Source organism: Absicoccus sp. (assembly GCF_034090965.1).
Taxonomy (GTDB): Bacteria; Bacillota_I; Bacilli_A; order Erysipelotrichales; family Erysipelotrichaceae; genus Absicoccus; species Absicoccus intestinalis.
Genome location: NZ_JAXDRQ010000059.1, coordinates 64,688 through 77,348 on the forward strand (window position 1 = coordinate 64,688; position 12,661 = coordinate 77,348).

Here is a 12,661-nt window from a genome sequence, read left to right on the forward strand (position 1 = left end):
ATCCCTATTTAAACAATTTTTCTGACATAAGGATCCTCACTGATTCCTTTAGACAAAACCAGTCTGGCATATTCCTGTGCACAGAATAAAGAATGATCGCGATAATTTCCACATTCTTTTTCTTTTGTCCCAGGAACATCTTCCCATTTCATTTCTACAATTTCTTCCAGTGCTTCTTTTAAGGCAAGGGCTACTTCATGAGATGAATGTTCATTAAAAGTCAACAGATGAAATCCTGTTCGGCATCCAAATGGAGAACAATCCAGATATCCTTTGATTCTTGGTCTTAGTGTTAAAGCCAGTAAATGTTCCAGTGTATGCATTCCCGCTGTCGGAATAAACATTTCATTGGGCTGTGTCAATCGAATATCAAAATTGGAAACAATATCTCCTTTTTCTCCTTTTTGTGTATCAATCAATCGTACATATGGGGCGATTACTCTGGTATGATCCAAAGTAAAGCTTTCAATCACAACGTCTTTTTCCATAACTCCTCCTAAACTAAAATCAATTCCACAATAAATACCATCAAACAACAAGCCATAGATACCTGAAACAGGCTGGCTTTTTTCCATGCCAGAATGATTCCTGTTACCAGAGCCACTATACCTGCTGCAGGAATCTGAGTGGCTTCAATAATGGCTGGAAAAGTCATACAGGCTAAGGTGACATAGGGTACATAATATAAAAAGGAACGAATGGTAACATTTTTAATAGGTTTTCGAACCAGCGTCAATGGAAGCACACGGATCAGATAGGTCACAATGGCCATGATCCATACATAGCTCATCAAATTATTCATCCATTTCCCTCCTTGGAAATACAATGGCAGCAATCAAAGAAATCACAATGGTCAGTATCAATGTTCGAGTTCCAGATGAAAATGGAAGATTTCTGGTACAGTAGCTTAACAGAAAGCTAGTCAGAACCAGAGCGCAAACCACTTTGTCTTTTTTACTAGCTGGAACAATAACCGCCAGAAACATACCATACAAAGCCACACTTAAACAGGATACCAGGCGCAATGGAAGCGTATTTCCGGCAATGATTCCCAAAGCTGTTCCACTTGCCCAGCAGGGAATGGCTACACAATAGGCGCCATATAAAAATAAGGGCGGTACTTTTCCTTCCTGATTGATTGCCAGACCAAACAGTTCATCGGTCACATCAAATCCAATGATCATTCTTTGCCATGTCGATAATTTTTCATCCAGTTTCTGCGATAAAGAAAAACTCATCAGAAAATAGCGGGCGTTGGACACAAGGGTCATCATCACCATTTGCCAGAACGTTCCATGAGAGGCCATCATCATGAAACAGGCATATTCTCCTGCTGAAGCATTGATCAGTGCCGAAGTAACAAATCCCTGAATGGGACTCAATCCTACATTTTTTGCCATAATTCCTAAAGTGAAAGCTACCGCAAAATAGCCCATTCCAATCGGAATCCCATCCTTCATTCCTCTTTTAAAATCCGTCATGTATTTATTATATGAAAAAGCCTTCTTTTTTTCAATGGAGCTACATTTTATCAATATATTGAAAATCCGTATCAATATCAAATACAAAAATGGAACCGTTTGGTATCGGATGCCCCACTTTTTCCATTACATCCGGTGCATATTTTCGCATTAGATTGGCCATAATTCCACCATGACAGACAATCAGTACATTTCCACTATGTTTTTCTGAAATCTTTAATAATTCTTTCTGAAAACGAGCTAAAGCCATAGCAGGCGATTCTCCACCATAATCTGGCACATTGTTTCGATCAATCTTTAAGGTCTGAAAAATTACTCTTTCCGATTCTCCATCAATCATACCAAAATTAATTTCTTTTAGACCTTTTCGATGAGAAGTATTCACATTTCGATTCTTTAAGATCAGATTCATTGTATCGACTGCTCTTTCCGAAGTAGAAGAATAAGCCCATTCAAAATCTACATTTTCCAGCTTCTTTCCTGCTTCAATAGCCTGCTGTATCCCTGTTTTTGTTAACGGGGAATCACACCATCCCTGTATAATTTTCTTTACATTAAATAAAGTCTGTCCATGCCTTACAATATAAGCTCTCATACTAACTCCCTTTCAATAATTTGTTTTACCTGTGTATAAAATGGAACAAAAGCACTGGGAATGGCATACTTTTCTTCAATTTCATCGATTGAATAAAAATGATCTGTTTTTTGTTCCACAAATAACATCGTCCCTTTCATATTCCATTGTATATGGGAAAAAATATGGGTGTGCTCTTTTAATTCTATTTCTTTTACACAAGGAACTCTTTCTTCATCAAAACCATATAAATTGGCTAATAAGCCTTTGTTTTCTCTTTTCTTTAAATGAATTTTATTCTTATATACATAAATATAAAACTGCTTCTCTTCCACTTTTCTGTCTTTTTTCTTCTTTAAGACTGGAAGATTTCCCTGTATTCCTTTTCGGTAAGCCACACAATTCTCTTTTACTGGACAGGAAATACACCGTGGATTTTTGGGAATACAGATTAAAGCCCCTAATTCCATTAAAGCCTGATTATAATCGGAAATAAACTCTTTTTCTGGTAAAGAATCCTGAACCAGCTTTTCAATATTTTTCTTTGTTCTGGAATCAATTTCTTCTTCCATTCCATACAGTCTGGAAAATACACGAATCACATTTCCATCCACTGCACTCACTCTCTGATCATAAGCTATTGAAGCTATGGCTCCTGCTGTATAAGGACCAATTCCTGGCAGTTTCATCAATTCTTCTTTGGTTTCTGGCAGTTTTCCATCGTATTTTTCCATACAGATGATGGCACATTTTTTTAAATTTTTTGCCCGGGAATAATAACCCAGTCCCTGCCATAATTTATTTAATTTTTCATCCGGACAAGCTGCCAGTGCTTTCATATCCGGAAGCTGTTCTATAAATCGATTATAATATTTCAACATGGCTTCAATTCGAGTCTGCTGTGCCATAATTTCACTGATCCATATCGAATACGCATCTTTCTTTTCTCGAAAAGAAAGCTTACGAGCCTTATTTTCATACCATTTTAATAATTCATTCTGAAACATAAAACCTCATACAAAAAGATGGAAATCATTCCATCTTAAACACGTGCATATATAAATTGTGCTTTTCCAGTAATAGTGGTATTACCTGTTGCCGCATCAATGAAAGCCGTCTGTCCTTTTTCCAGTTGAACGCTTTGTCCATTGGCTTCAAGCATCAGACTTCCATCCAGCACAATAACCGAACCAAAACTTTCTTCATCTACATCCCATGTTAAAGTACCATCTACATCCGCTACATAAGTTGTAAATTCATGACAAGTTGCCATAGTTGTGACTTTGGCATCTTCTTTTTCAATAGTTGGTCCACATGGTTTGAAATCACTTTCGATTGGAGATAAATTGGAAACATCCAATGCTTTTTTAATATGCAGTTCTCTTGGTTTTCCATCTTTTCCAACACGTCCAAAATCATAAACACGATACGTTGAATTGGAGTTCTGCTGAATCTCACAGATCTGAATTCCTGCTCCAATAGCATGAATGGTACCAGATGGAATAAAGAATACATCTCCTTTATGAACCGGTACAGCTTTTAGAACATCCAGCAATGTATTATCTTTAATTTTTGCTTCAAATTCTTCTTTTGAAATTTCACGGTTTACACCAAAATATAAGAAAGAACCTGGATCACAATCCATGATATACCACATTTCAGTTTTTCCAAATTCATGTTCAACACGCAATGCATATTCATTATCTGGATGTACCTGAATAGAAAGTGGTCCTTTCGCATCAATAAATTTAATTAAAATTGGGAAATTTTCAAACGCATTTCCTTTTGTTCCCAAAACACCTTTACCAGCAGCATCTAAATATTCTGGGAATGTTTTCCCTTCATATTCCCCATTTGCCACAATACTTGGTCCATCTGGATGTACAGATAGTTCCCAGCTTTCCGCAACAATGTCAAGATCTGTCTTTTTCCCAAAATTTTCTTTTAATTTTGTTCCTCCCCATAAATAATCTTTATAGGCTGGATTTAATTTAATAATTCCCATATTTGATTTCCTCCACGTAATTATTATAGAACAAAATTTAAAAAAGTTATATCAAATTTTATTTTGTTTTATTGTCTATAATACAAAAACAAAAACAGGAATCTCTTTGGATTCCTGATTGATTATTATCTATATTTTCTAGAGAATAAACGATACAATTTATTGATTTTTCCTGAATCACAGTAGCTATAACGCTCTGATTTATACCATTGTGGACAACTTCTCTCCATATCATACAATTGAAAATATACATTACCATAAATCATAAGTAGCTCCTCCTCTTCATCTCTTTCTTTGTAATTGTATTATAAAACCAAAAGAATAGAATTTAAATGGCTTAAAAGCCCAATTATTTTTATACATTTTATGCTTATAGCACAAATAAAATTATAATTTATTTTCATAAAAGTTTTCATTTATTTACATTGACTTTATATCTTAAACAACTGTATAAAAAATATGGATTTGATTCCATTTTATAACAATTTGTTCACAAATTATGATCAATTAATGATACACTGAAAAGGGTGATTGTATGATTTCTTTGGATGACATTATGCTGCAGGTAGGAAATGAATATAAAATGAAATGCATAGCTGGTAAAGAGGGCTGTTCACATCCAATTGGATGGGTTCATATCGTAGAAGATCCTACCATTATTCAATTCTTATGGTCAAACGATCTGGCTTTGACATTGGGACTGGGATTTCAGAGTGAAAAAGCTTTAATGGACTGTATTATAAAACTGGTAAAACGAAACTGTGTGGGTTTAATTATCAATACAGGAAAATATATCAACGAAATACCCGACTCCATCCTTCGTTATTGTGACCAGAATCAGTTTCCATTGATCACCATTCCCTGGGAAATCAATGTCAATATGGTCATCAAAGACATTTCCATTCGTTGTCAGCAAGATTCCATAGGAGAACAGAAACTGGCTCAATATTTTATAAAAGGGTTTAAAAACGAAGAAAAACTGGAACAGTATCGAGATGAACTTAAATCTCATTTTGATACCGAAGGTTCCTTTCAGATCAGCATTGTTCACATCAGCAATTTAGAAAATACAGATATTCAACATCAAAGAATACTGGCTCGTTTACAATTTTATTTTGGCACCATACAATGTAAATATATTTTTTTCTGGTATGAAAACAATCTGATTTTAATTACCAATAATCTTCCTATGCATTCTTTACAGTCATTATGTGAAAAAGTAATTCATATCACAAAGATCAAATTAGAAGATTTCCCTGTGTTTATCGGAATTGGAAATAGTGAAATCGATTTAAAAAGTCTGCCAAAAAATTATAAAAAAGCCAAAGCTGCTTTAAAATATGCTCTTCATTTTAATCATTCTATTTCCAGATTTAAGGATATTGGCATGTATCAGATCTTATATTCTATTGAAGATGAATCCATTATAGAAAATTATTACAGGGAGTGTTTCCATCCTTTAATTGAATACGATTTGAAACATCATTCTCAATTGTTGCTTACATTTGAATATTTTCTTAAATACAAAGGAGCCATTCAAATTGTAGCCCAGGAATTATATACTCATCGAAATACGATCAATTATCGCATTTCGAAAATTAAATCCTTATTAAACTGTGATCTGGAAGATTCAGAAGAAACATTCAAATACGCATTGGCATTCTACATAAAGAAAAAAGAATAGGGATTCCCTATTCTTTTCTTATTTGTATGGATTCAATGACTGGCTGTTCACTTTTTTCAATGCTTCCATTGTCATCGACTGGATTGGCTTTTTCACAGATTTCATCCACAATATCCATTCCCGATAGAACCGTACCAAAAGCCGCATATTGTCCATCCAAGAAAGTCGAATCACTTTGTACAATAAAGAATTGGCTGCTGGCAGAATTATAATCGCTGCTTCTTGCCATCGATATAGTTCCTCTTATATGAGAAATTTCATTATCCACTCCATTGGCAGAAAACTCTCCTTTAATGGTTTGAGAAGCCCCTCCTGTTCCATCTCCATTTGGATCTCCACCCTGCATCATGAAACCATCCATAATACGATGGAAAGTTAATCCATCATAGAAACCGGATTGTGCCAGACTGACAAAATTATCCACTGTTTCAGGTGCCTGTTTCGAATCCAATTGAACCACTATCTGTCCATAATCTTTGATATTGATATCGGCATAATAAACCGAATCGTCTTTTAAAACAAAATAAGAAGCGATTAGACAAACCAGAAGAATGGGAACAATGAACATTTTTTTAAAACCAGGTTCTTTCTTTGTCAAAGCTTCAATGGTTTCGATACATTTCTGATTCGTAGATTGAATAGGTTCTTTTTCCTGTTTTAAGATTACAGATTTAAATTGAGTGCATTCATCAATGGTTTGAAAACAATATTGAATATAATCTTCAATGATCATTTCATCTACATTTAATGTTTCTTTTAATTGGCGACAGCTAAAATCTGAACATAAATAGGATTTCAATACAAATCGTGTTTCTTTATTTAAAGATTGTATAGACGAACAGATTTTATTAAAATCCAGATTGGATTCCATTTCTTTGATTTCAATTGTTTCTTTAATATCTGGTTTCTGTTCTTTTAATTGATGAGGATTGGAAATAAAATATTTATTTTTACATAGTTTTATTGCTATATGAATACAAAGATCTTTGAATTCTTCTTCACTCTGTATGTTTTTCTGTGCTAAATTTTTCCATACCTGTTCAAAAACATCTTCAAACACAAAATCGGTCTGCTCTTCATTTTCCATTAAAAAATCACAGATAAAATAAATTCGTTTCTTATTTTTTTCATATAAATGTAGAACAGCTTCACGATTTCCATTCTTAGCTTCTTTTATAATTTTTTCCATCTTAACGCTCCATTGTATCCGGATCCTGAAGTTCATAATCCACTTTTAATGTATCTAACCTATCCATATCTGCTTTTCCGATTTCAAAATCAAAGATATTAATGTTTTCTTGAATACGACTTGGTGTAACCGATTTTGGTAAAGGTAAAATGTCATTCTGATAAATATATCTTAAACAGATTTGGGAAGGTGTCTTATGATATTTTTGTGCAAGTTCATTGATTATGTCATTATCAAGTAAAGCCGATCTGGCCAATGGACTATACGCTTCTACTAAAATATCGTTTTCTTTGCAATAATCTACCACTTCTTTTTGAAGCAGTCCTGGATGGTATTTAATCTGATTGACCATTGGAATGATTTCCATATCCATAATTTGTTCTAAATGATGGATTCTGAAATTGGATACGCCAATGGCTTTTACTTTTCCTTGTTTATACGCATCAATCATAGCTTGCCAAGTCTGACGATTTACTTCGACTGGATTTTCATACATCAACGAATTGGCAGGCCAATGAATTAAATACAGGTCAAAGTAATCCAATCCCATTGTTTCTAAAGAACGATCCAAAGCCTGTAAAGTGGACTGGTATCCACGCTGGCTATTCCATACTTTATTTGTGATAAATAATTCTTCTCTTTTTATTCCACAATTTCGAATGGCTTTCCCGATCATCTCTTCGTTTTTGTAAATATAAGCACCATCAATGTGACGATATCCACAATCAATGGCACATTGAACCGCCTGTAATGCGATTTCATCATTCGGTGTCTTCCATGTCCCAAAGCCAATGTCTGGAATCTCATTTCCGTTTCTTAATTTCATAATGTCCTCCTATTCAAATGCTTCTTTAATAGATTGATAGTGAAGAAAGATTCCTTGTCGATCCAATTCTTCTATTTCTTCTTTAGTAGCCAATCGATAAGACAAAGCTTCTTCAGTCTGGATCTGTACATCGTTTTCATTAAAATCGAGAATAAATTTATAAACATCCACAAAATAATTATCTCCCTGTCCAGGATTCTCTCGATGATAGCTCATTTTAAATCCCCCTGAAGCCATAGAAACATCCAATCCTGTTTCTTCTTTTACTTCTCTTAAAACCGCTTCTTCAGAAGATTCCCCAGCCATACAGGCTCCTCCTGGTACTTCCCACCATCCAGGAGCCCAGGCTTTTGTCATAACCCTTTGTGTGATTAAATATTTTCCATTTACATGCTGAATAATTCCTAAAACTGATAAATGGTATTCTCCATCCTTTAAGATCCAATCGTTTTTCTTCATGGTTCTTCCTGTTAATTGTTTATTTTTATCATAAATATCCCAATATTCCATATATATTCCTCATTTCTTATACTATTATAATTGAAAAAGATATAAAAATCAGTAAATGTAAGAATTAAAAATTATTTTCAGTATTTTTGTAATTTTTTCATTTTTTTGTTGACAATTTTCATTTAAAGAACTATTATCTCTACGAATATTTCATAAAAGACATAAACAAGACAATACTTTAAATATACTTGCGTTAGAGAGTATCGGCAGCTGAAAAGATATCAAGAGCATTTAAAGCTATCCCTTGTTCGTTGATTTTCTGAAAAAAGTAAGAAAATCCGTGTTTCGCGTTAAGAAATATAAGTGGCTGATTTTATGCAAACTAAGTGGTACCGCGGATTTGACTTCGTCTTAGATACGAAGTCTTTTTTTATGAAATGTTCAGGGAGGATTTTTATGAACGGTTTATTATTATTACTTATTTCTGTTGTGATCCTGGTTGCGGCTTATCTATTGTATGGTCGTTATCTGGTGAAAACATGGGGAATCGATGTCAATGCGAAAACACCAGCTTATCAAAGAGAAGACGGTGTTGATTTTGTTCCCAGCAACAAATGGGAAGTGTTTGCCCATCAGTTTTCTTCCATTGCTGGTGCAGGTCCTGTAACCGGTCCTGTTCTTGCGATGGCATTTGGATGGCTTCCTGCCTTTCTATGGGTCTTAGTGGGAGGTATTTTCTTTGGAGCTGTACAAGATTTTGGAGCCCTGTACGCTTCGGTAAAATCAAATGGAAAATCCATGGGACAATTAATTGAACAATATATTGGAAAAACCGGAAGACGTTTATTCTTCTTATTCAGCTGGCTGTTTACGCTGCTGGTCATCGCTGCCTTTGCGGATATGGTAGCTGGTACTTTTAATGGATTTAATGAACAAGGGGCTCAGCTTCTACCAAATGGAGCAGCCGGATCCATTTCCATCTTATATGTATTTGTTGCCATTGCCTTTGGATTGTTCTTAAAGAAAACCAAGATTTCCGGATGGAAACAACTGGTATTGGGACTGGTATTGATTGTTCTGATGTTGATGGTAGGAATTCAGTTTCCAGTTTATTTCACAAAACAAACATGGATCTACATCGTATTTGTGTATATTTTCTTCGCATCGGTTACACCAATCTGGATTTTGAAACAGCCACGTGATTATTTGACAACATTCTTATTTATCGCAATGATCCTGGCAGCTGTAGTGGGTGTATTTATTTCGAATCCAACCATTACTACACCTGTTTTTACTGGATTTAAAAGCGAAAGTGGAAGTTATCTATTCCCTACTTTATTTGTAACCATTGCCTGTGGAGCCGTCAGCGGATTCCATTCTCTGGTATCAAGTGAAACCAGTTCAAAACAGATTTCAAATGAAAAAGATATGCTTCAGGTTGGATATGGAAGCATGCTGCTTGAATCTTTACTTGCGATTTTAGTCATTGTCATTGTAGGTTCTTTAACTTCTTTATCCGATTCAGGTGTATTAAATGAAACATTATCTTCTATGGCCTTAGCCCAGGGAGCTACCCCTTTTACTAAATTCTCCGTAGGAGTTACCGGTTTAGTCCATCAATTGGGAATGCCTCAAGAATATGGATTGTGCATTATGACCATGTTTGTCTCTGCCTTGGCTTTAACTTCTTTAGATGCAGTGGCTCGTATTGGTCGTATGTCTTTCCAGGAATTCTTTGAATGCAGCAACCAGAAACCACAAGGAAAAATCGTTGCTTTCTTAACAAATAAATACGTGGCCACACTATTAACACTAGCCGGTGGATATTTATTAAGCTTAGGAGGATATTTAAATATCTGGCCATTGTTTGGAAGTGCTAACCAGTTATTGGCTGCTATGGTATTGATTTCTATTTCCGTATTCTTAAAAGTTACCGGAAGAAAAGGATTTATGTTGTACATTCCAATGATTGCCATGTTAGTCATCACTATGACAAGTTTAGGAATGGCTGTATACAATATCTTTATGAAATTATTTGTATCTGGTGGTTTTGTCTTTATGACAGATGGCTTACAATTATTGATTGCTTTATTATTGATGGCATTAGGAATCTTAATTTTTATCGGATCCGGTAAAAAATTGATAGAAACAAAAAGTGAAAACTAAATTTAAAACAATCACCCCCTTATGAGGTGATTGTTTTCTTATTTCAACGTGTTTTTAAGTTCTATAATATTTGTTTCAATTTGTTTGATTACTTTTCTAAATTCTTCATCGGATTTACCAGTAGGATCTTCCAGTTTCCAGTTATCGTCAAATTCTTTTCCAATAAACGGACAACTTACATTGCATCCCATTGAAATATACAGATCCATTTGAGGAATATCTTTCAACGTTTTACTATACTGTCCATTGGCTTCCATATCAATTCCATATATTTCTTTCATCAATCGAATCGCATCTGCATTAATATGTGGTTTTGTTTCGGTTCCAGCTGAATAACTTTCAAACACATCGGATGCAAGATATTTTCCCAAAGCCTCTGAAATTTGACTTCTACATGAATTGTGTACACAAACAAAGGCCACTTTTTTCATTTCATTCTCCTTTTCATATCATAAAATCAATAATCTCATTATATTTTCACTTGTCTTTTCTAAATTTTTTTCTCCATCTTTTAAAGCTTTTTCTAAAGAAGAAATTTCATTTCCTATTGAAAAACAAGCAGTAATTCCTTTTTCATAACAAGAATCAATATTTACTTTTCCGGCACATACAATTAAAGGAACATTATGTCTTTTACAGATCGAAGCAATTCCTGAAATGGTCTTTCCATTCAGACTTTGTTCATCAAAGCTTCCTTCTCCTGTAAAACAATAATCACAATCCATAATTCTTTTTTCAAATTGGGTATGTTTCATAACCAGTTCAATACCTGAACAAAGTTGAGCCCCTATCGCATGTAAAGCTCCTGAAGTTCCTCCAGCGGCTCCGGTACGAGGATGATTGTGAATGTTTAATAAAGTATTTAAATGACATAAACAGGATTCCAGCAGATCTAGTTCTTCTTTGGTTGCCCCTTTCTGTTTACCAAAAGTATAAGTGGCTCCCTGTGGGCCACAATAAGGATTGGTTACATCACAGGCCACCTGTATTTGTACATCTGGATAAGAACATAAGGAAACCGATTGGATCAATGGAATATTTTTTATAACCGGTTCTAATTCCTTATGATCTTTATCATAAAAATGAGAACCCAAGGCACTTAACATTCCCAAACCACCATCATTGGTGGCACTTCCACCTAAACCAATCAGTAAAGTTTTACAGCCATGATCAATAGCATGTCGGATCAGCTGTCCTAATCCATACGAAGAAGAGTGTAAAAGATGACGCATAGAAATTTCAATCGATTCCAATCCACAAACACAAGCCATTTCAATGATTGCCAGATTTTCTTTACGAAAATAATACGCTTCTATTTCTCTACCATAAGCATCCAATGCATTACAGATAATTTTATTTCCTTTATAAAATTCATTTAATACTTTAGAAGTTCCTTCTCCTCCATCTGCCATAGGAATGCATTCTACATCAATACTCGAATCCACTTTATGAATGCCTCTTTGTATAGCTTTACATGCTTGTAAAGCACTCATACTTTCTTTAAAAGAATCACAAGCCACTACAATTTTCATATTCTTCACCATTTAATTTTATAAACATACATCCATTTTCCATCTAAATATTTTTTCTTTTCGATACAGCTACCACTATTCTTTTCAATTACACCTATAGAAGCTATATTTTCACAATAACAACCCAGTTTTATTTCCTTTAATCCAATTTCTTTACAATAATCTATAGCCAAAGATAAAAGTTTTGTTCCATATCCCTTTTTTCGATAAGAAGGACGTACAGAATATCCAATATGCCCTGCATATTCTTGTAAAAAAGGAGTGGTTAAACTATGACGTATTTCAGTAATTCCAATGATCTTTGATTCCAGCATCAGAAAGAATACATTACTAACAGCCCAATCCTTTGATACTGTTTCTATATTCTCATTCTTTTTAACCAGATCCATCCATTCCTCAAAAGATAACTGATCCAATAAGGCACTTCCATTTATAACAGATTCCCCACAATTAAAGAATTCCTGTTTAAATTCTAAAACTTCTTATTTATATCTTTCATCTGCTTTTACCAATGTAACCATATTCACCATCCTGTATAAAGGATAACAAATAGAAAAGAAATAGAGAAGAAAGTAAATAAAATATATTCATCTCATATCAATTAATCAATTTAAATTCAACAAGTGAGTATTCCGTTCACTTAAAGCCACCCTGTCTACCACTGAGAGCCACTAAAGTTTCAACAACAAGACATTAACTAACACCATATTAGGTTTTGTTGGAAATTCATCTTACACAATACTTCTAAAAAGAA

14 protein-coding genes are annotated in these 12,661 nt (G+C 34.3%); 2 read left to right on the forward strand and 12 right to left on the reverse strand.

Going from position 1 to position 12,661, the window contains the following annotated elements; genetic code table 11:
- Positions 1-8 precede the first annotated feature (8 nt).
- Genes SOS22_RS08955 through SOS22_RS08980 form a run of 6 tightly spaced genes read right to left on the reverse strand, consistent with a single transcriptional unit; the run spans position 9 to position 4,060 of the window.
- A complete protein-coding gene (locus SOS22_RS08955) occupies positions 9-488 on the reverse strand; it encodes an S-ribosylhomocysteine lyase (protein ID WP_154461509.1) in 480 nt (159 codons plus the stop codon).
- An 8-nt stretch (positions 489-496) separates the two neighbouring features.
- Complete coding sequence (locus SOS22_RS08960) at positions 497-802, reverse strand: AzlD domain-containing protein (RefSeq protein WP_320596978.1); 306 nt, start codon at positions 800-802, stop codon at positions 497-499.
- Complete coding sequence (locus SOS22_RS08965) at positions 795-1,481, reverse strand: AzlC family ABC transporter permease (protein ID WP_276984554.1); 687 nt, start codon at positions 1,479-1,481, stop codon at positions 795-797. The genes SOS22_RS08960 and SOS22_RS08965 overlap by 8 nt, the downstream gene beginning before the upstream one ends.
- A 40-nt stretch (positions 1,482-1,521) precedes the next feature.
- Positions 1,522-2,076 (reverse strand): histidine phosphatase family protein, encoded by a 555-nt coding sequence (locus SOS22_RS08970; protein WP_154461505.1) that lies wholly within the window; start codon positions 2,074-2,076, stop codon positions 1,522-1,524.
- Positions 2,073-3,062 carry an A/G-specific adenine glycosylase gene (gene mutY, locus SOS22_RS08975; RefSeq protein WP_320596979.1) on the reverse strand — a complete coding sequence of 330 codons (990 nt, stop codon included), beginning with the start codon at positions 3,060-3,062 and terminating at the stop codon, positions 2,073-2,075. The genes SOS22_RS08970 and mutY overlap by 4 nt, the downstream gene beginning before the upstream one ends.
- Positions 3,063-3,097: 35 nt before the next feature.
- Positions 3,098-4,060 (reverse strand): type I phosphomannose isomerase catalytic subunit, encoded by a 963-nt coding sequence (locus SOS22_RS08980; RefSeq protein ID WP_154461501.1) that lies wholly within the window; start codon positions 4,058-4,060, stop codon positions 3,098-3,100.
- A 583-nt stretch (positions 4,061-4,643) separates the two neighbouring features.
- Between SOS22_RS08980 and SOS22_RS08985 the strand changes: the two genes are divergently transcribed.
- Complete coding sequence (locus SOS22_RS08985) at positions 4,644-5,744, forward strand: PucR family transcriptional regulator (protein WP_320596980.1); 1,101 nt, start codon at positions 4,644-4,646, stop codon at positions 5,742-5,744.
- 7 nt (positions 5,745-5,751) lie between these two features.
- Here the strand turns inward: SOS22_RS08985 and SOS22_RS08990 are convergent, their stop codons facing one another.
- The 3 genes from SOS22_RS08990 to SOS22_RS09000 are packed head-to-tail and all read right to left on the reverse strand — an operon-like array spanning position 5,752 to position 8,218.
- Entirely contained in the window at positions 5,752-6,933 is a 1,182-nt protein-coding gene (locus SOS22_RS08990) for a peptidylprolyl isomerase (RefSeq protein WP_320596981.1), read from the reverse strand.
- Position 6,934: 1 nt separating this feature from the next.
- Entirely contained in the window at positions 6,935-7,759 is an 825-nt protein-coding gene (locus tag SOS22_RS08995) for an aldo/keto reductase (protein ID WP_320596982.1), read from the reverse strand.
- A 9-nt stretch (positions 7,760-7,768) separates the two neighbouring features.
- A complete protein-coding gene (locus tag SOS22_RS09000) occupies positions 7,769-8,218 on the reverse strand; it encodes an NUDIX hydrolase (protein ID WP_320596983.1) in 450 nt (149 codons plus the stop codon).
- A gap of 447 nt (positions 8,219-8,665) precedes the next feature.
- Between SOS22_RS09000 and SOS22_RS09005 the strand changes: the two genes are divergently transcribed.
- Positions 8,666-10,375: a carbon starvation protein A gene (locus SOS22_RS09005; protein ID WP_154461493.1), complete on the forward strand. Its 1,710-nt coding sequence runs from the start codon at positions 8,666-8,668 to the stop codon at positions 10,373-10,375.
- A gap of 38 nt (positions 10,376-10,413) precedes the next feature.
- Here SOS22_RS09005 and SOS22_RS09010 read toward each other — a convergent pair whose 3' ends face one another.
- From SOS22_RS09010 to SOS22_RS09020, 3 genes are read right to left on the reverse strand one after another with little or no spacing between them, the layout of a single operon-like run.
- A complete protein-coding gene (locus SOS22_RS09010) occupies positions 10,414-10,806 on the reverse strand; it encodes an arsenate reductase ArsC (protein WP_320596984.1) in 393 nt (130 codons plus the stop codon).
- Between the two features lie 18 nt (positions 10,807-10,824).
- Positions 10,825-11,907 carry a glycerate kinase gene (locus SOS22_RS09015; RefSeq protein ID WP_320596985.1) on the reverse strand — a complete coding sequence of 361 codons (1,083 nt, stop codon included), beginning with the start codon at positions 11,905-11,907 and terminating at the stop codon, positions 10,825-10,827.
- Between the two features lie 5 nt (positions 11,908-11,912).
- Positions 11,913-12,323: a GNAT family N-acetyltransferase gene (locus tag SOS22_RS09020; protein WP_320596986.1), complete on the reverse strand. Its 411-nt coding sequence runs from the start codon at positions 12,321-12,323 to the stop codon at positions 11,913-11,915.
- Positions 12,324-12,661 lie beyond the last annotated feature (338 nt).